The organism is Streptomyces sp. NPDC055239 (assembly GCF_053606205.1).
The window spans coordinates 310,971-329,930 of sequence record NZ_JBSGRD010000002.1 but is presented as its reverse complement, the minus strand read 5'-3'; the positions used below and the strand labels follow the sequence as shown (position 1 = coordinate 329,930).

General features: G+C 71.0%; 12 protein-coding genes and 1 pseudogene. 5 read left to right on the top strand and 8 right to left on the bottom strand.

The window, feature by feature from the left end; translation table 11 throughout:
• Positions 1-10: 10 nt before the first annotated feature.
• A pseudogene (locus ACWFRJ_RS07710) lies at positions 11-727 on the top strand (sugar phosphate isomerase/epimerase family protein); the annotation flags it as partial.
• Here the strand turns inward: ACWFRJ_RS07710 and ACWFRJ_RS07705 are convergent.
• A complete protein-coding gene (locus tag ACWFRJ_RS07705; protein ID WP_453525425.1) occupies positions 681-1,655 on the bottom strand; it encodes an EamA family transporter in 975 nt (324 codons plus the stop codon). The pseudogene ACWFRJ_RS07710 and the gene ACWFRJ_RS07705 overlap by 47 nt on opposite strands.
• 91 nt (positions 1,656-1,746) lie before the next feature.
• On the opposite strand from ACWFRJ_RS07705, the gene ACWFRJ_RS07700 reads away from it, so the two are divergent.
• The 3 genes from ACWFRJ_RS07700 (at position 1,747) to ACWFRJ_RS07690 (ending at position 5,660) form a co-directional block, all read left to right on the top strand.
• The gene (locus tag ACWFRJ_RS07700) at positions 1,747-2,691 is read left to right on the top strand and encodes a LysR family transcriptional regulator (RefSeq protein ID WP_453525423.1); all 945 of its coding nucleotides are present in this window, start codon (positions 1,747-1,749) and stop codon (positions 2,689-2,691) included.
• Positions 2,692-3,042: 351 nt separating this feature from the next.
• Complete coding sequence (locus ACWFRJ_RS07695) at positions 3,043-4,881, top strand: glycoside hydrolase family 3 protein (protein ID WP_453525421.1); 1,839 nt, start codon at positions 3,043-3,045, stop codon at positions 4,879-4,881.
• Positions 4,882-5,006: 125 nt separating this feature from the next.
• Complete coding sequence (locus ACWFRJ_RS07690) at positions 5,007-5,660, top strand: hypothetical protein (protein WP_453525419.1); 654 nt, start codon at positions 5,007-5,009, stop codon at positions 5,658-5,660.
• A gap of 127 nt (positions 5,661-5,787) precedes the next feature.
• On the opposite strand, the gene ACWFRJ_RS07685 is transcribed toward ACWFRJ_RS07690, so the two are convergent.
• The 7 genes from ACWFRJ_RS07685 to ACWFRJ_RS07655 all read right to left on the bottom strand — a co-directional run bounded on the left by ACWFRJ_RS07685 (position 5,788) and on the right by ACWFRJ_RS07655 (position 17,189).
• Positions 5,788-7,230: a S28 family serine protease gene (locus ACWFRJ_RS07685; RefSeq protein ID WP_453525417.1), complete on the bottom strand. Its 1,443-nt coding sequence runs from the start codon at positions 7,228-7,230 to the stop codon at positions 5,788-5,790.
• 138 nt (positions 7,231-7,368) lie between these two features.
• Positions 7,369-7,764: a hypothetical protein gene (locus tag ACWFRJ_RS07680; RefSeq protein WP_453525415.1), complete on the bottom strand. Its 396-nt coding sequence runs from the start codon at positions 7,762-7,764 to the stop codon at positions 7,369-7,371.
• 139 nt (positions 7,765-7,903) lie between these two features.
• Positions 7,904-11,641: an ABC transporter ATP-binding protein gene (locus ACWFRJ_RS07675; RefSeq protein ID WP_453525414.1), complete on the bottom strand. Its 3,738-nt coding sequence runs from the start codon at positions 11,639-11,641 to the stop codon at positions 7,904-7,906.
• A gap of 144 nt (positions 11,642-11,785) precedes the next feature.
• Complete coding sequence (locus ACWFRJ_RS07670) at positions 11,786-12,724, bottom strand: serine hydrolase (protein ID WP_453525412.1); 939 nt, start codon at positions 12,722-12,724, stop codon at positions 11,786-11,788.
• A gap of 217 nt (positions 12,725-12,941) precedes the next feature.
• Entirely contained in the window at positions 12,942-14,627 is a 1,686-nt protein-coding gene (locus ACWFRJ_RS07665; RefSeq protein ID WP_453525410.1) for a thiamine pyrophosphate-binding protein, read from the bottom strand.
• Complete coding sequence (gene speB, locus ACWFRJ_RS07660) at positions 14,624-15,604, bottom strand: agmatinase (RefSeq protein WP_344528986.1); 981 nt, start codon at positions 15,602-15,604, stop codon at positions 14,624-14,626. The genes ACWFRJ_RS07665 and speB overlap by 4 nt, the downstream gene beginning before the upstream one ends.
• A gap of 118 nt (positions 15,605-15,722) precedes the next feature.
• Entirely contained in the window at positions 15,723-17,189 is a 1,467-nt protein-coding gene (locus tag ACWFRJ_RS07655) for a sodium:solute symporter (RefSeq protein ID WP_453525407.1), read from the bottom strand.
• Between the two features lie 173 nt (positions 17,190-17,362).
• On the opposite strand from ACWFRJ_RS07655, the gene ACWFRJ_RS07650 reads away from it, so the two are divergent.
• The gene (locus ACWFRJ_RS07650; RefSeq protein WP_453525405.1) at positions 17,363-18,877 is read left to right on the top strand and encodes a PucR family transcriptional regulator; all 1,515 of its coding nucleotides are present in this window, start codon (positions 17,363-17,365) and stop codon (positions 18,875-18,877) included.
• Positions 18,878-18,960: the final 83 nt, after the last annotated feature.

Below are 18,960 nucleotides of genomic sequence, written 5' to 3'. Positions count from 1 at the left end.
GGTCGGCGTCATGAAACTCGCCTTCTCCACCCTCGGCGTGCCCGGGCTCCCCATCGCCGACGTGCTGAACCTGGCCACCACCCACGGCTATCAAGGCGTCGAGCTGCGCGCCCACCCCGAGGAGCCGGTCCACCCGGGGATCGGCCTCACCGAACGGGCCGATGTGGCGGCCCAGTTCAAGACCGCGGGCGTCGAGATCCTCGGAATCTCCGGGTACGCGCGCGTGGCGGCGCCCGGCGCCGACGAGCCCGTCCTCGACGACATACGTTCCCTGCTCACCCTCGCCCGCGACCTCGGCGCCCCCTTCATCCGCGTCTTCCCCGGCGGCGGCACCGAACAGAGCCCCGACGAGGCCGACGCGACGGCCGCCCGGCGGCTCGGTACCGCGGCCGAGTACGCCGCCGACTTCGGCGTACGCATCCTCCTGGAGACGCACGACTCGCACCGCACGGGCGCCGCCGCGACCCGCGTGCTCGGCGCGGTCGGCCACCGTCACGTGGGCGCCCTGTGGGACGTGATGCACACCTGGCTCGGCGGCGAGTCGCCCATCGACAGCCACGCCGCGCTCTCCCCGTACCTCGGCTACGTACAGGTGAAGGACATCGCGTCGGCCGACGACACGACGCCGCTGGCGCTCGGCGAGGGGGTGCTGCCGCTCGCCGAGTGCGTGGACACGCTGCTCAGCGGGGAGCAGCGGGACGGCTGGCTGTGCTGGGAGTACGAGAAGCGGTGGTACGAGGGTGCGGCGCCGCTTCCCGAACTTCTCGGTCCGGGGCGGGATTTCCTGTCGCGGCTCCTGAACCGGCCCGCCGCCTGATACCGGGAGCAGTCCCTCTGACACCGGGAGCGGTCCCTCTGGCACCGGCCAGGGACGTCAGGCCCACTCCGCCCACCAGGAGCGCCGCCGCGCACCACCCGAGCGCGCTCACCGACTCGCCCAGGACTAGACCGGCGGCGGACATGCCGAACATCGGGACCAGGAGCGAGAAGGGAGCCACGGTCGACGCGGGGTGGCGGCGCAGCAGGTGGCCCCACGCGCCGAAGCCGAAGACGGTCGTGATCCACGCGACGTAGACGATGATGCCCGCGCCCTGCCAGTCCAGTGACCGCAGGGCAGCGAGGTCGGCCGTCGGGCCCTCGAAGAACAGCGAGAGCCCGAGCAGCGGCAGGACCGGCACCGTACTCACCCACACCATGAAGTTGAGGGAGTCGGGCGGGGACGCCTTGCGGGTCAGGACGTTCGACGCACCCCAGCAGGCCGCGGCGCCGAGCAGCAGCGCGAAGGCAGTGAGCGGCCCCGCGTCCCCCTCGTCGACCGCCGCGACACCAATGCCCGCGAGCGCGATGACCATGCCGAGCAGGCGTACGCGCCCTGGTCGTTCGCCGAGTGCCACGAAGGCTGCCACGAAGGCGAAGAGGGTCGTGAACACCCCCACGATCCGTCCCCAAGCTCTCAACTTCGTTCGAGCAGGGGAGGCCCCATCCCATGCCACCTTCGGCCGCCCCACGAAGAAGACCGCGGGCAGCGCCGCCACCAGGAAGCGCAGGGCCGAGAAGAGCAGCGGCGGGAAGTGGTCGAGGCCCACCTCGACGACGAAATTGACGCCCCACACGGCGGTGACGAGGACGGCGAGGAGGACATGAGCGGGGCGCATGCGGCGAGGATCACCCGGCACAACCATGTAGGACCAGCGCACAACTCTGCATGATGGGATGAAGCAACGCTAATGAATGGGAGGGCTTCCCGTGCTCGATCTCGCCCGGCTGCGCGCCCTGCACGCCGTCTCCGTGCACGGCACCGTCGGCGCCGCCGCCACCGCGCTCGGCTACACCCCGTCCGCGATCTCCCAGCAGATCTCCAAGCTGGAGCGCGAGACCCGCACCACTCTCCTCGAACGACAGGGCAGGGGCGTCGCACTCACCGAGGAAGCACGCCATCTCGCCGCCACCGCACAGGAGTTGATGGCGATCGTGGAGCGCGCCGAGACCGAGCTCGAAGAGCGTCGCGGGCTGCCTGCGGGGCGGCTGACCATCGCCGCGTTCGCCTCGGCGGCGCGCGGCCTGCTGCCCGGCGTCCTCGCGGACCTCGCCCGGCGGCATCCCGCGCTCGACGCCCGGATGTCGGAGATCGACCCGCACCTCTCCATCGACCTGGTGGCCAAGGGCGCGGTGGACATGGCCGTCGTGCACGACTGGGACATCGCGCCGCTGCCGACACCGCCGGGCGTCGAACAGGCCGTCATCGGGGACGACCTCTGCGACCTGGTCGTGCCCGTCGGCCACCGGCTCGCGGGCCGCGATTTCGTGCGCCGCGAGGAGCTGAAGGGCGAGCGCTGGATCACCCAGCCGCCGGGGCTCGTCTGCCACGAGTGGCTGGTACGCACGTTGCGCGAGGCGGGCTGCGAGCCCGACATCGCGCACACGGCGGAGGAGAACCCCACCCTGGTCGCGCTTGCCGCGGCGGGGCTCGGCATCGCCCTGATCCCCCGCCTCGGCCGCGGCCCTGTCCCGGACGGCGCGGTCACCGTACGGCTCGATCCGCTGCCGGTGCGGCGGCTGTACGCACTGTGGCGGGCCGGGGCGTCGCGGCGCCCCGCGATCGCCGAGACGGTACGGACATTGCAGAGCCAATGGCGCGGCGACGACTCAGCACCCGAGACCACGGAATTCACAGGACTCGCCGCCTCCTGAACCTCACCATTCACCTCCGCACCACTTTCCGGAAATCGGCCTCTGCCGGGAACCCCCGCGCGGACGCCTCCGTCCAAATGACGTGCTGTCGGGTGAGTCTCCGCGAGGCGGTGTCGGCATCGCTGCTGGCTGCGAACGCTGACCACCCTCTCTGCCGCCCGTGGCCGACAGCATGCCGTCACCGGCGCGCCCCCCTCCAACAGCGCCGGTGACGGCCCCTCTCCTCCACAGTGGCTGCCGACTGTCTTGACCGGCAGAAATCTTCGGGATATCCGTGGCACTCGGAAAGTTTCCTTCAGCCGGTTTCCCCAGTCCGGCTCCGGTCCGGCTTCCGTCTCCGAAGGAGCGCTCATGTCCCACCGAAACGCCTCCAGACGTACTCTGCTCACCGCCACGGCCGTCGCGGCGACGGCCCTCGCCGCGCCCACAGGGGCCCATGCGGCGGGCAGCGGAGACCGCGGCCGTGACCGGAAGCTGCGGGAGATCATTTCCCGCATGAGCCTCGAGGAGAAGGTCGGCCAGCTCTTCGTGATGCATGTGTACGGCCACTCCGCCACCGAGCCCGACCAGGCGGACATCGACGCCAACCTCGATGAGCTGGGCGTACGCACTGCCGCCGAAGCGGTCGCCAAGTACCACCTCGGCGGCATCATCTACTTCGGCTGGGCCCACAACACCCGTGCCCCGCACCAGATCGCCGACCTCTCGAACGGCATCCAGCGCGCGGCCCTCACTCCACAGGACCCGGCGCGGTCCCCCACCTCCCGCGTCCCGCTGCTCATCTCCACCGACCAGGAGCACGGCGCCGTGGCCCGCGTGGGCATCCCCGCCACGCTCCTGCCCGGCGCGATGGCCCTGGGCGCCGCGGGCTCGCACTCCACCGCGCGCAAGGCGGCCCGGATCGCGGGCGCCGAACTCCGCGCGCTCGGCATCCGCCAGAACTACGCCCCGGTGGCCGACGTGAACGTCAATCCGGCCAACCCCGTCATCGGCGTACGCTCCTTCGGCTCGGACCCCGAAGCGGTCGCCGGTCTGGTCGCCGCCCAGGTCAAGGGGTACCAGGGCACGGACATCGCGTCGACGTCCAAACACTTCCCCGGGCACGGCGACACCAAGGACGACAGCCACTCCCAACTGCCGTACATCCACCACACCCGTGAGCAGTGGGAGACCCTGGACGCCCCGCCGTTCCAGGCGGCGGTGGCCGCGGGCATCGACTCGATCATGACCGCGCACATCGTGGTCCCGGCGCTCGACCCCGCAGAGGACCCGGCGACGCTCTCGCACCCCATCCTCACCGGCATCCTGCGCGAGGAACTCGGCTACGACGGGGTCGTGGTGACGGACTCGCTCGGCATGCAGGGCGTCCGCACGAAGTACGGCGACGACCGCGTGCCCGTGCTCGCCCTGAAGGCGGGCGTCGACCAGCTCCTGAACCCGCCGAAGCCGGAGATCGCCTGGAACGCGGTGCTCCAGGCGGTACGGGACGGCGAGTTGGAGGAGGCACGCATCGACGTGTCGCTGCTGCGGATCCTGCGCCTCAAGTCGAAACTGGACCTGTTCTCCGACCCGTACGTCACCTCGCGCGGCGTCGACCGGACGGTCGGTACGCGCGCGCATCTCACCGCGGCCGACCGGATCGCCGACGAGACGACGACGCTGCTGCTCAACGAGGGCGGGCTGCTTCCGCTGTCGCGGCGTACGCAGCGTGACGTACTCGTCGTGGGCGCGGATCCGGCGTCGCCGTCGGGGACGACGGGGCCGCCGACGACCGTCATCGGGCGCGAACTGACGGACCTCGGCTTCTCGCCGACCGTGCTGCCGACGGGCACGGCTCCCTCCGCGTCGAAGATCGCTGAGGCGGTGGCGGCTGCCGCGGGCAAGGACGCGGTGCTCGTGGGCACGTACAACGTGGGGGCGGGGAGCGCTCAGATCGCCCTGGTGAAGGCCCTTGTGGCGACCGGGGTCCCGGTCATCGCCGTCGCGATCCGCAATCCGTACGACGTGGCGTGGGTGCCGGCCGTGGGCGCGTCCCTTGCCGCGTACTGCTGGACGGACGTCGAACTGCGGGCCGCGGTACGGGTGATCGCGGGGCGCACGGAGCCGCAGGGGCGGCTGCCCGTGCCGGTGCAGCGGGCGGATGATCCGGCGCAGGTGCTGTATCCGGTCGGGTACGGCCTGACGTACTGAGGCGTACGCCCCGCCACCGGCGCGCCACCTCCACCTGGCCCAAAGCACCCCACGCGCCTGGCGTGCGCCCGCTCCCGCGGGTCACGCTGGGTGCACATATCGGGGGGTTTGCCATGCTGCTCACCATGCTTGGCAGGAACATCGCGGTGGTGGCGGTGCTTGCGGTGTTCGCCGCCGTGACCGGCTGCCAGAAGTCCTCGGATCCGGGGGCGGGATCGGGGTCGGAGGCGGGGTCGGGGGTTCCGGGGCGGCTTGACGACCGGAATCCGTCCTCGTCGGTGTCGTCGTCCGGCTACGGGGCCGTGTTTCTCGCCGTGGACGAGTGCAGTTCGCGGGGGCGCGAGTCCTTCACTGAAGTGCCCTGTACGAGCGAGCGGGCGGCGGCGCGGGTCATCGCCCGCTACGACGGCAAGGTCGCCGAGGGCCCGCCATGTCCTGCCCGCACGGACTTCGTGCTCCACATCAGTGAGAACCGGCCCGCCGGGGACGAGGACGGGAACGGGAAGGTGCCGCGGGGGTACGCCTGCATGCGGAACCTCGAGTCGCCGCATCCCGGGGATCCCGGGGGTGGGGGTGGGCCCCGGACCGTCGTCGGGGACTGTGTCTACAGCGCGGGGCGGACGGAGGTCCGGGAGACCGCCTGCGACGGGTCTGGGGCGAAGGCGCCGGAGTACCGGGTGACGGTGGCGGTCTCGCAGCGGGCCCTGTGTCCTGCTGCTACGCAGCTGTACGTGGCGCTGGGAGGTGCGCGGCCGGTGGGGTGTGCGGTGCGGGTGTGAGCGCAGGGTTCTCTTCCCCGACCCCGCCCCTTCCCGGCTGTGACATTCGCGGCTCCGCCGCGGGCCGCTGCGCGGGGGCGCCCTCAAACGCCGGACGGCTGAAAGCTCTCAGCCGTCCGGCGATTCCCTACGGACGCAGGGTCAGGCCCTTCTGCTCATCCTTGCGGTCAAGCTTCGCGTCGTACGGAGCCAGCGGCTTCGGGGACGTCGAAGTGGAGACCCCGGCCCACGCCTGGATCCGCTCCGTCGCCTTGGCCTTCTCCGCGGGGACGAGGCCGGCCACGTTCGCGCCGTGGTTGGCGCCCGGGGCGGTGAAGACGTACGAGTCGTGCTTCGCGCCCTTCGCGGGGCGGAACGGCTCCGCGCCCCACGGGTCGTTCTCGCCGTAGACGTACAGCATCCGCTGCGAGTTGCGGTGCACCCAGCGGTCCACGTCCGCCATGGCACCGGACTTGAACTTCATCGGGATGTCACGCGGCACGAAGTTGCGCGGCGGCTGGTAGCCGTAGCGGCTCAGGTTCCCGAGCCAGGGCTGGGAGATGTCGGGCGAGCCCAGCTGCGTACCGGCCTGGTAGTAGTACGGCGTGTACGGGGTGAGGCCCTGGTCCGTGTAGGAGGTCCAGCCGCCGACCTTGTCGACGTAGTCGAAGATCACCTGGTCGGAGGCGGTCTTGGCGTCGGGGACGTCGGCGCACGCGGACTCCGGCTGGTACTGCCAGAAGCCCCACACCAGGTCGAGTACGACGGCCTCGTACGCCTTGTCCAGGTTGCCGATCGTCTTGAAGGTGTAGTTGCCCTCAGCGGCGAACGCGGCGTACTTCTTCTCCAGCGGCTCGCGGCGCACCAGCGCCTCGCGCTGCACCGCCTCCAGCGCGGCGCGGCACTCCTTGGTGCCGACCGTCTTGAAGAACTCGTCGTAGCGCGAGTCCTCCTTGTTCACCACGTCGTTGGGGGCGACGTACGCGACGACGCCGTCCATGTCACGCGGGTAGAAGCGCTCGTAGTACGTGGCCGTCATGCCGCCCTTCGAGGCGCCGGTCGTCAGCCACTTCTTGTCGTAGATGGGCTTGAGCGCCTTGAAGATGCGGTGCTGGTCGCTCGCGGCCTGCCAGATGTCGAGCTTGGACCAGTCGGCGGGCTCGGGGCGTGACGGCGTGAAGTAGCGGTACTCCAAGGAGATCTGGTTGCCGTCGATGATCCGCGTCGGCTCGCTGCGGCTGGGGGTCGTCGAGACTCCGTAGCCGCTGGTGAAGAAGGCCGTGGGGCGGGCGGTGTCCTTGTGCAGAACCGCCAGGCGCTGCTTGAAGGTGCCCTTGGAGGGGTGCCGGTGGTCGACCGGCTGGGTGTAATTGAGGACGAAGTAGCGGTAGCCGGCGTACGGCTTCTCCTCTATCAGGCTCATGCCCGGTATCGCGAGGAGCCGGTCCTTGATGTCCGCGGCCCGTGTGTCGGCGGCCTGTGTGTCGATGGCCCGCGGCTCGGCGGCGGTGGCCGCCCCTGCCGTGCTCAGTGTGCCCGCGGTGCCTATCAGCACCACGAGCGACAGCAGCCATCTGAGCGCCTTGCGCATGCACTCTCCCCTAGGTTTCGCGATTGCGTCCGCCGGAACTTATCGGAGCAACTCGCTCACCACTAGGGGCTCTTGCGTCAGGTCGGGTCAGGTCACGTCAGATCAAGTCGCAGTACGGTACAAAAAGGGGCATCGGTCTCAGCACAGGGTCCAGCCCGAGCTGACGCTCCCCCGGCCCACCTTCCCCTTCACCCACACGCACCGATGCCCCGCGTGCACCGTCACCGGGCCCGCGTGATGCGTGTAGCTGCCCTTGTCCCTGGCCGGGCGGTTGCCGCGGGCCTGGACGCTGACAGACATCGTCTTGCGGGCGCCGGGGCGCTTGGCGAGAGTGACGGCGCAGACGTAGCCGCGGTTCTTGTAGACGACGACCTTGCCGGTGCTGAAGGAGAGCGTGCGCACCTTGTGTCCGGCGCAGCGGCCCGCTGACGCCTGTGCCTGCGCCGCGCCGGCGCCCGCGGCACCGAGCAGGACGGCAGCCGCAAGGACGGCCGCGCCGAGCGCGAGGCTCCGCCGTATTCGACCACTGCTCACCAGTTTCCCTCCCGACACTTCCGCCTCAGCGTACTGATGTACGGACGCGGACCGTGGTGCCTCTGGTTGCGTGACCGCTCCGATTCGTTCGACGGGCCGACCAGATGTGTTCGGTGACTGACCCGATGTGTTCGACCGGTTACGCGGTCGACGGCTCGGCCTCCCCCACGAACGTCCGCCACAGTGTCGCGTACCGCCCGTCGAGCGCGAGCAGTTCCTCGTGCGTGCCGTCCTCCGCGACCCGGCCGTGGTCCATCAGGATCACGCGGTCCGCGCGGGCCGCCGTGGTGAGGCGGTGGGCGACGACCAGCGTGGTGCGCTTGCCCGCGATGCGGTCGGTGGCCTGGTTGACCTGCGCTTCCGTGGCGAGGTCGAGGGCCGCGGTCGCCTCGTCGAGGAGCAGGATGTCCGGGTCGACGAGCTCCGCGCGGGCCAGGGCGATCAGCTGGCGCTGTCCTGCGGAGAGGTTTCGGCCGCGCTCGGAGACCTCGTGGAGGTAGCCGCCGTCCAGCGTGGCGATCATGTCGTGCGCGCCGACCGCGCGGGCCGCGGCCTCCACGTCGGCGTCGGTGGCGTCGGGCCGCCCGTAGGCGATCGCGTCGCGCACCGTCCCCGCGAAGAGATAGGCCTCCTGCGGTACGACGCCGAGGCGGTGGCGGTAGGCGGTGATGTCCAGGGAGCGCAGGTCCGTGCCGTCCACCGTCACCCGGCCGCCTGTCGGGTCGTAGAACCGGGCGACGAGCTTGACGAGCGTCGACTTGCCCGCGCCCGTCTCGCCGACGAAGGCGACGGTCTGGCCCGCGGGGATGTGAAGGGCCACGTCGCTCAGCGCCTCCTCCGGTTCGTCGTCGGAGCCGTACGCGAAGTCGACGTCCTCGAAGGCGATCTCGCCGCGCAGGGACAGGACGTCGAGGGGCTCGTCCGCGGCCTCGGTCGATGTCGGCTCCTGGAGCAGCTCCTGGATGCGGCCGAGCGAGACGGTGGCCTGCTGGTAGCCGTCGAAGACCTGGGAGAGCTGCTGTACGGGCGCGAAGAACAGGTCGATGTAGAGGAGGTAGGCGACCAGGGCGCCGGTCGTCAGCGTCCCCGCCTCCACGCGGCCCGCGCCGACCATCAGGACCGCCGCCGCCGCGACCGCCGAGAGCAGTTGCACGAAGGGGAAGTAGATGGAGATCAGCCACTGCCCGCGGATGCGGGCGCTGCGGTAGTCGGCGCTGCCCTTGGCGAACTTCTCGCGGCCCGAGCGCTCGCGCCGGAAGGCCTGCACGATGCGGAGCCCGGCGACGGACTCCTGGAGGTCGGCGTTGACCACCGAGACCCGCTCACGCGCCAGTTCGTACGCCTTGACGCTGGAGCGGCGGAAGAAGAACGTGCCGATGATCAGCGGCGGCAGCGTCGCGAAGACGACGAGTGCCAGCTCCAGGTCGATGACGACGAGCGCGACCATGATGCCGAAGAAGGTGACGACGGAGACGAAGGCGGTGACAAGACCCGTCTGCAGGAAGGTGGACAGGGCGTCCACGTCCGTCGTCATCCGGGTCATGATGCGCCCGGTCAACTCGCGCTCGTAGTAGTCGAGTCCGAGCCGCTGGAGCTGGGCGAAGATCTTCAGGCGGAGGGAGTAGAGCACTCGCTCGCCGGTCCGTCCCGTCATCCGCGTCTCGCCGATCTGCGCCGTCCACTGGACGAGCACGGCGAGCAGCGCGAGGCCGGATGCGGCCCACACGGCGCCGATCGCGAGCTGCGAGACGCCCTCGTCGATGCCGTGCCGGATCAGGATGGGGAGCAGCAGGCCCATGCCCGCGTCGACGGTGACCAGGAGCAGTGCGAGCAGCAGGGGCTTGCCGAATCCGGCGAGCAGACGGCGGAGCCCGTACGAATCCTCCGTGCTGACCGCGCGCGCCTCGTCGATGCCGGGGGTGTCGGTGGCCGGGGGCAACGCGTCGACCTGCGCGAGGAGTTCGGGCGTCGCGGGCATCCCGGACATCGCGGTGTCCTTGGGCTCGCGGTCGCCGACCCAGAGCTGCGGCGTGATGCCGCGCTCGGCGTCGAACTCGGCGTCCAGCTCAGCGCGTACGGAGGTGTCCTCGGGGAGTTCGACAGGGACCGCGTGTCCCGGCGAGACGCCGCCGAGCTCGTCGGGGTCGGTCAGCAGGCGCCGGTAGAGGGAGGAGCTCTTCGTCAGTTCCTCGTGCGTGCCGATCGCGGCGAGCTTTCCGCCGTCGAGCACGGCGATGCGGTCGGCGAGGTTCAGGGTGGAGCGGCGGTGGGCGATGAGGAGGGTGGTGCGGCCCGCCATGACGTCGCGCAGGGCTTCGTGGATCTCGTGCTCGACGCGCGCGTCCACCGCCGAGGTCGCGTCGTCAAGGACGAGGAGGCGGGGGTCGGTGAGGATGGCGCGGGCGAGGGCCACGCGCTGGCGCTGGCCGCCGGAGAGGGTGAGTCCGTGCTCGCCGACGGTGGTGTCGTACCCCTCGGGCAGCTCGGAGATGAAGCGGTCGGCCTGGGCGGCGCGGGCCGCGGTCTCGATCTCCTCCTGGGTGGCGTCCGGATGTCCGTACGCGATGTTGGCGCGGATCGTGTCGGAGAAGAGGAAGGAGTCCTCGGGCACGAGGCCGATCGCGGCCCGCAGCGAGTCGGCCGTCAGCTCGCGCACGTCGTGCCCGCCGATGAGGACGGCGCCGCGCGTCACGTCGTAGAAGCGGGGAAGCAGCAGCGAGACGGTGGACTTGCCGCTGCCCGACGTGCCGACGACGGCGAGGGTCTCGCCGGGCCGGATCTCGAAGGAGAGCCCGTCAAGGACGGGGCGGTTGTCCTCGTAGGCGAAGGAGACGTCGTCGAACTCGACCGTGGCCGGGGCGTCGGCGGGCAGCTCCTTGGTGCCGTCCTTCAGCGTCGGCTCGGTGTCGATGAGCTCAAGGACGCGCTCGGCGCCCGCGCGGGCCTGCTGGCCGACGGTGAGCACCATGGCGAGCATGCGTACGGGCCCGACGAGCTGGGCGAGATAGCTGGAGAAGGCGACGAACGTACCGAGCGTGATCTGCCCGCGCACCGCGAGCCAGCCGCCGAGCGCGAGCATCGCGACCTGCCCGAGCGCGGGCACGGCCTGGAGGGCGGGCGTGTACTTGGAGTTCAGGCGGATGGTGCGAAGGCGGCCCGCGAAGAGCTTGCGGCCGACCTCCCTGAGCTTCCCGGTCTCCTGCTCCTCCTGGCCGAACCCCTTCACGACGCGTACGCCGGAGACGGAGCCGTCCACGACTCCGGCGACGGCGGCGGCCTGGGCCTGCGCGTACCAGGTGGAGGGGTGCAGGCGGCTGCGGCTGCGCTTGGCGATGAACCAGAGGGCGGGGGCGACGGCGAGCGCGACGAGGGTGAGCGGCACGGAGAGCCACGCCATGATCACGAGGGACATGACGAAGAGGAGGACGTTGCCGATGGTCATCGGCAGCATGAAGAGCAGACCCTGGATGAGCTGGAGGTCGCTGGTGGCCCGACCGACGACCTGCCCGGTGGACAGCTCGTCCTGCCGCCGCCCGTCGAGCCTGGTGATCGTCCCGAACATCTCCGTCCGCAGGTCGTGCTGGACGTCGAGGGCGAGGCGGCCGCCGTAGTAGCGGCGGATGTAGGTGAAGACGTAGACGAGGAGGGCGGCGCCGACGAGGGCGCCCACCCAGGGGCCCATGGAGCGCGTCTCGTCCCCGATGACGTCGTCGATGATCACCTTGGTGATGAGCGGGACGAGCGCCATGACGGCCATGCCGCCGAGCGAGGAGCCGAGCGCGAGCAAGACGTCCTTCGGGTGCCGCCACGCGTACCCGGTCAGCCGTTTCGCCCAGCCGGATTTCTCCTGCTCGGCCCCGCCCCGTTGCTCCACCACGTGCTGCCTTCCGTCGACCTGACCTGCCGAGAGCCCCAACGCGGTGGGATGAGGATTTCATCCCACCGCAACAAAGACAGGTCATTGGACCTAGGACCACTCAGAGGTGGGTGGAGTCGAACACGCGCAGCAGGACGCGGCCACTCAGTTGCCGGGGACCGCCACGAACGCCTCCCGCGGCGTGTCCGTCGGGACGAAGCGCGCGGCCGCGGAGGCCGTGGGCGCCAGGTCCTTGTGGACGGCCTTGGCCACGCCCTGGATGGTGGCGACGCCGTAGTTCATGGTGCTGTTGCCGTGAGTGAGCACGGAGAGGGTGTAGTCGTGGCCGCCGCCCTTGAACGCGCCGATGCTGTGCACCCGCCAGCCGTGGGTCGACCGCTGCAGCCAGCCGTTCTTGACGTGGATCGAGACGCCGGACGGCGCGCCCGCGGGGGTGCCCCAGCGCTGCGAGGAGACGACCTTGCCCATCAGCTTGAGGATGTAGGCGCGCGCGTTGTCGCTCAGGACGGAGTTCTTGGCGGTGATCAGGGCGAGGAGCTTCTGCTCGTCGGCCGCGTTGATCTGGGTCAGTCCCCAGTAGCCGCCGGTTCCCGGCACCGTCTTCGTCATCTTGGCGGCCTTGAGGAACGCCTTGATCTTGCCCGTGCCGAGCTGGCTCCAGAGCTTGCTGGTCGCCGCGTTGTCCGACTTGGTGATCATGGCGGACGCGAGGTCCGACTCACGGGCGGTCAGCTTCCGCTCGGTCTTCTTCGCGTCCCACAGGAGCGTGGCGAGGACGGTCGCCTTGACGACGCTCGCCGAGTCGAACGAGGTGGTCGAGCGCAGGGTGCAGGTGGTGTCCGTGGTGCGGTCGCGGAGGCCGATCGCGACGGTGCCCTTGCGGTTCTTCAGCGCCGCCGTGATGTCCTTCGTGAGCTTGGCGGCCAGGCCGGCCTGCGCGGAGGTGCAGGTGACCTTCGGTGCGGCGGCAGCGGCGGCGGGCGTGGCGGTCGCGACCGCGCCGAGCGGCACGAGCACCCCGGCGGCGAGGCCCGCCGAGAGCACGCGGGCACGCCTGGATATCCCGGATATCGGGTGAGTCATCGGATTCTTCCCATCCCCTTGGGTCCGTACAAGACCCTCGGGGCCCGTACAAGTGCGCCCCCCGGCGCACTCGCCCCTCATGACTAACGAAAACACCACGAGGTTGCACACCTTCGGGTCCGACAGCCGACCTGTGACAAGGCGGTTGCAAAGAAGTCCCGGCGTCACCCGCTTTTCGCGGGGTGAGGCCGGGACTTTTCTGCAATCGCCGCAAGCTCTAGAGGTGCGTCGGCTCGAACATGCGGAGGAGGGCCGGGAGCACGACCACCGACGGACCCGGGGCTGCCAGGGCCTTCGTGAGGTCGTCGCAGAGGGTTTCCGGGGTCGTGCGGACGCCCGGTACGCCGAAGGACTCGGCGAGGGCGACGAAGTCCGGGCGGGAGAGCTCCGTGGCGCTCGCCTCGCCGAAGGCGTCGGCCATGTACTCGCGGAGGATTCCGTAGCCGCCGTCGTCGACGATCAGCCAGGTCACGGGGAGGTCGTACTGCCGCGCCGTGGCCAGCTCCGCGATCGAGTACATCGCGCCGCCGTCGCCCGATACGGCGAGCACCGGCTTGGTCGGGTCGGCCGCCGCCGCTCCGAGCGCCGCAGGGAAGCCGTACCCGAGGCCGCCCGCGCCCTGCGCCGAGTGCATGGTGTTGGGGCGCCGCGCGTCGAAGGCCGACCAGGCCCAGTACGCGAGGATCGTCATGTCCCAGAAGGACGGTGCCGCGTCGGGGAGTGCCTCGCGGACCGAGGCGAGGATCTGCTGTTCCAGGGTGAGCTCCTGGGCGGCGATCCGCTCCTTGACCTTCGTGAGCACGGACCGCACCCGCTCGGGGGCCGAGTGGTCCTCGCGAGGGGCGTCGATCGTCTCCAGGAGCGCGGAGAGCGCGAGGCGCGCGTCCGCGTGGATGCCGAGCGCCGGGTGGTTGGACTCCAGCTTTCCGGCGTCCGCCTCGATCTGGACGACCCGGCCGCGCGGCTTGAACGTGTGGTAGTTCGAGGAGAGCTCACCGAGGCCGGAACCGACCACCAGGAGGACGTCGGCGTCCTCAAGGAAGTCCGTCGTGTACCGGTCCTCCAGCCACGACTGGAGCGAGAGCGGGTGCTCCCAGGGGAACGCCCCCTTGCCGCCGAAGGTCGTGACGACGGGCGCGTTCACCAGCTCGGCGAGAGCGAGCAGCTTTCCGGTGGCATCCGAACGCACGACTCCGCCGCCCGCGATGATCGCCGGGCGCTCGGCCCGGGACAGCAGGTCGGCCGCCACCGCGGTCAGCTCGGGGCGCGGGACGACCTCGTCCGGGGTCGCGTCCATGGCCGTGACGACGGGCAGGGTCGTCTCCGCGAGCAGCACGTCCTGCGGGATCTCCACCCACACCGGACCGTGCGGGGCGGTGAGCGCCGACTCCCAGGCCGCCGCGATCGCGGACGGGATCTGCGAGGCCGTGCGGACCGTGTGGACGGACTTCACGATGTCGCGGAAGGAGGCCTGCTGGTCGCGCAGCTCGTGGAGGTAGCCGTGCCGGCCGCCGCCGAGCCCCGCCACCGGGATCTGGCTGCCGATCGCGAGCACGGGCGATGATCCGGCCGCCGCCTCCTGGAGCGCGGCGAGCGAGGTCAGCGCGCCGGGGCCGGTGGAGAGCAGCAGCGGGGCCACCTCGCCGGTGATCCGGCCGTACGCGTCCGCCGCGAAGCCCGTGTTGTTCTCGACACGGAGGCCCACGTACGACAGGGACGAGCGCCGCAGGGCGTCGAACATGCCGAGCGCGTGCTGGCCGGGGAGACCGAAGACCGTCGTCGCGCCGAGGCCCTGGAGGGTCTCCACGACGAGGTCGCCGCCGTTGCGTCCGGGAGGCGGGTTGAGGGCCGCCTCCTGCTGCGCGTCCGTGGGGCGCAGTACTACGTCGTGGTCGTGCGTCACTTGGCCGCCCGCCCCTCGGCGATCTGGCGGGACATGATCGTCGTCAGCTCGTACGCGGTGTGCGAGGCGGCGACGGCCGTGATCTCCGCGTGGTCGTAGGCGGGGGCGACCTCGACGACGTCCGCCGATACGAGGTTGCAGGAGGAGAGCCCCCGCAGGATCTCCAGGAGCTCGCGCGACGTCATGCCGCCCGCCTCCGGGGTGCCGGTGCCGGGCGCGTGGGCCGGGTCCAGGCAGTCGATGTCGATGGAGATGTACAGCGGGCGGTCGCCGATGCGCTGGCGCAGCTGGTCGGCGACCTCGTCGGCGCCACGGCGGTAGATGTCGGCCGACGTGACGATGCCGAAGCCCATCTTCTCGTCGTCGGTGAGGTCCTGCTTGCCGTAGAGCGGGCCGCGCGTGCCGACGTGGCTGAGCGCCTCGGTGTCGAGGATGCCCTCCTCGACGGCCCGGCGGAACGGCGTGCCGTGGGTGTACTCGGCGCCGAAGTACGTGTCCCAGGTGTCCAGGTGCGCGTCGAAGTGCAGCAGGGCGACCGGGCCGTGCTTCTTGGCGACCGAACGGAGCAGCGGCAGGGCGATGGTGTGGTCGCCGCCGAGCGTCATCATGCGGGCGCCCGAGCCGAGGAGGTCGTCCGCCGCGGCCTCGATCGTCTCCACGGCCTCGTTGATGTTGAACGGGTTGGCGGCTATGTCGCCCGCGTCCGCGACCTGCGCGAGCGCGAAGGGGGAGGCGTCCTGAGCGGGGTTGTACGGGCGCAGGAGGCGTGAGGCCTCGCGGATCGCGTTGCCGCCGAAGCGTGCGCCGGGGCGGTACGAGACACCCGTGTCGAAGGGCACGCCGACCACGGCGATGTCCGTCTTGCCGCCCACCTCGTCGAGGCGGGGCAGCCTGGCGTAGGTCGCCGGGCCCGCGTACCGAGGAACGCGGGAGGAGTCGACCGGGCCGCGGGGGGTCGGGGTCTCGGCGCTGCTCATGGTCGGTTTCCTCCTGCTGGTACGAGTGGTGCTGTGCTGCTGGGACAAGTGTCGCGCGGCCCACTGACAGTGACGCCGTCAGCCTGACAGTGACGTCGGCAGCGGGCCGCGCGCAGGGCTAGACGGCCACCGGCGATTCCGGTTCCGCTTCTTCGGACCCCCGGCCCGCGAGCCGCTCTCGCCAGGCCGCGAGGACATGGGCGTCCGTCGGCTTCGTGGCGAGGGAGACGACGACGTACACGCCGAGGGAGATCAACAGGCCGTAGTAGATGGGCTCGTTCGCGAGGATTCCGTACCCCCACATGAGCCCGACGACGGAGAGCCCACCGGCGACGATGGCCGCGAGCGCGCCCTCCGCGGTGCCGCGCTTCCACAGCAGTCCGCCGAGGATCGGCACGAGAAGACCGGCGACGAGCAGGTTGTAGGCGACGGTGAGCGCCTGGACGACGTCGTTGAGGGCGATGGCGATGAGGACGACGGCGACGCCCATGATCAGGATGAAGAGGCGGTTGCCCTTCACCTCGTCGTGCTCCTCGCCGTCCCCCTTCGGAGCGACAGCCCCGCGTAGGCGCGACCAGATGTCGTTGTTGGCGACGGTCGCACAGGCGATGAGCGCTCCGGAGGACGTGGACATCACGGCGGCGAGCGCCGCGGCGAGCACCAGACCCCGTACGCCCATGGGCAGTTCGTCCTTGACCATGGTCGCGAAGGCCGCGTCGGCGCTCGGCAGCTTCGGGTACATGACCTTGGCGGCCGTGCCGATGACGGCACCCGCGATCGCGTACACCAGACAGTAAGTACCGGCGACGGTTCCGCCGTAGCGGGCGACCTTGTCGCTGCGCGCGGTGAAGACGCGCTGCCAGATGTCCTGCCCGATGAGCATGCCGAACGTATAGATCAGGACGTACGTGAAGATCGTCTCGCCGCCGATGCCCAGCGGGTCGAAGTACTCGGTGGGCAGCTTGGCCTTCATCTCGCTGAAGCCACCGGCCTTGACGACGGCGATGGGCAGCAGCAGGAGCAGCACGCCGATGGTCTTCACCACGAACTGCACCATGTCGGTGAGCGTGATCGACCACATGCCGCCGAGCGTCGAGTACGCGACGACGATCGAGCCGCCGAGGATGATCGCGATCGTGCGGTTCATGTCGAAGATGACGTCGAAGATCGTGGCGTACGCGATGGTCGAGGTGACCGCGAGCATCAGCGTGTACGACCACATGACGACTCCGGAGATGATGCCCGCGCGTCCGCCGTAGCGGAGGTCGAGCATCTCGGAGACCGTGTAGACCTTCAGGCGTGCGATGCGCGCCGAGAAGAAGACGCTCAGGGCGAGCAGGCCGAGGCCGATCGTGAAGACCATCCAGGCGCCGGAGAGCCCGTACTGGTAGCCGAGGCCGACACCGCCGATGGTGGACGCGCCGCCGAGGACGATGGCGGCCATGGTCCCGGAGTACATCCAGGGTCCGAGGCGGCGTCCCGCGACCAGGAACTCGCTCTTGGACTTGGCGCGGCGCATGCCCCACCAGCCCATCGCGAGCATGCCGGCGAGATAGACGACGATCACTGTGTAGTCGACGGCCATAGGGGGCCCTCCTTCGCGCACCTCGGTGGCGTGTCGTGCAGATGGGGGTGAGGGGGGTGGCAACGACCGGCCGCGGGGACATCCGCCCGTACCCGTGGCCTGGGGTCGGCACGACCTTAGGTGGCCGGAAAGCAACGCTGAAGTGTACGTTTCATCCACTCTTCACGACCAAGATGGATGGATCGTCCACCGTGCCGGACCCTGCCGCCTCACCCATTACTCCCCCGACTCCGCCGGTTCCTCTCACCGCGCTCCTCGCCCGGGAGGATCTGGGCCTGCGCCAGATCGCGGGTCCCGACGCCGGGGAGAGCGGCGCGGCCGTCCAGTGGGTGCACACCTCGGAGATGGCGGACCCGTATCCGTACCTCCTGGGCGGCGAGCTGCTGCTGACGGCGGGCGTGCACATCACGGAGCCGGTGGGGGCGGGCGTTTACCTCGACGACTACGTGGCGCGGATCGTCGAGGCGGGCGGCGCGGCCCTGGGCTTCGGCGTCGCGCCCGTGCACGACACGGTGCCGCGCGCCCTGGTGACCGCCTGCGACCGCTACGGCCTGCCGCTCCTGGAAGTGCCGCCGCGCACGACGTTCAGCGGGGTCGCCCGCGCGGTGTGGCAGCTGGTGGCGGAGGCCAGGCACGCCGAGCTGCGCCGCGTGACAGAGGCCCAGCAGGGCCTCGCCACGGCCGCCGCGCGCCCGGACCCGGTGCCCGCGGTCCTTCGGCAGCTCGCGGCGCGCCTGGGCGGCTGGGCGGTGCTCTACGCGCCGGACGGCACGGTGCTCCACACGGCGGGGACAGCTCCGGGAGCGGGCGTGCGGCAGGCAGTGCGTGACCTCTCCGAAGTCGTACGTCCGGCGGGGCGGACCGGCCCCGTCCCCGCGTCGGCCACCGACTCCGTGGGCGGTACCCACCTCACCGCGTACGCGCTCGGCGGCGGGCAGGGGTTCGCGCTCGGGGTCGCCGCCGAGCAGCGCGAGCCGGGGGATCACACCATCACCGGGGTGGCCGTCGTGCTGCTCTCGCTTCTTACAGGGAAGCACCAGGGGGCCGCCGATTCCGTGCGCTCCGCGGCGCTCGTACGGCTGCTTCTGGGCTCGGCGGCGGGCGATGTCGCGCCTCTCCTGGGGGCCGAGGAGTGGACCGTGGTGCACGCGCGCGGGGATGTCGGGAACGACCCGGTGGCCCACTCCGTCGCCGCTTCCGCGCTCGCCGCCGCCCTTGGCAGCGGCCTGGTCGACACGGACCCGGACCAGGATCTCGTACGGCTCCTGCTCCCCGGCGACCGCGAGCTCACCGGACAGCCGGGCTGGACCCTGGGCGCCTCCGCCCCCGCATCGCCCGGCGACCTGCCCGCGGCCGACGCCCAGGCGGACCGCGCCCTGCGCCGCGCCGAGGCCACGCGCGCGCCGCTCGTCCGGCACCGCGAGGCGGGCATCGCCTCTCTGGTCGCGCCCGCCGAGGCAGCGGCCCACGCGCGCGTGCTGCTCGCCCCGCTCGGCGACAGCGCGGCACTCACCGAGACCCTACGCACGTGGCTCTCCCTGCACGGCAGCTGGGACCGCACGGCGACCGCGCTCGGCGTCCACCGCAACACGGTGCGCCAGCGCGTGACGCGGTGCGCGGCGCTCCTGGGGGCGGACCTGGACGACCCGGACGTACGGATGGAGCTGTGGTTCGCGCTCGGCAGGTGAACCGGGAGCCGGCACAGAGGGGCGCAGGTCACAGGTCCAGGGTTCGGGACTGCCCGCCACCAGCCGGTGACCGGCGGCACAAT

What these genes read in the sequence shown, in the direction of transcription:
- ACWFRJ_RS07705 (WP_453525425.1), bottom strand. Translation starts at nt 1,655, where the DNA reads ATGCGCCCCGCTCATGTCCTCCTCGCCGTCCTCGTCACCGCCGTGTGG.
- ACWFRJ_RS07695 (WP_453525421.1), top strand. Translation starts at nt 3,043, where the DNA reads ATGTCCCACCGAAACGCCTCCAGACGTACTCTGCTCACCGCCACGGCC.
- ACWFRJ_RS07690 (WP_453525419.1), top strand. Translation starts at nt 5,007, where the DNA reads ATGCTTGGCAGGAACATCGCGGTGGTGGCGGTGCTTGCGGTGTTCGCC.
- ACWFRJ_RS07685 (WP_453525417.1), bottom strand. Translation starts at nt 7,230, where the DNA reads ATGCGCAAGGCGCTCAGATGGCTGCTGTCGCTCGTGGTGCTGATAGGC.
- ACWFRJ_RS07670 (WP_453525412.1), bottom strand. Translation starts at nt 12,724, where the DNA reads ATGACTCACCCGATATCCGGGATATCCAGGCGTGCCCGCGTGCTCTCG.
- speB (WP_344528986.1), bottom strand. Translation starts at nt 15,604, where the DNA reads ATGAGCAGCGCCGAGACCCCGACCCCCCGCGGCCCGGTCGACTCCTCC.
- ACWFRJ_RS07655 (WP_453525407.1), bottom strand. Translation starts at nt 17,189, where the DNA reads ATGGCCGTCGACTACACAGTGATCGTCGTCTATCTCGCCGGCATGCTC.
- ACWFRJ_RS07650 (WP_453525405.1), top strand. Translation starts at nt 17,363, where the DNA reads ATGGATGGATCGTCCACCGTGCCGGACCCTGCCGCCTCACCCATTACT.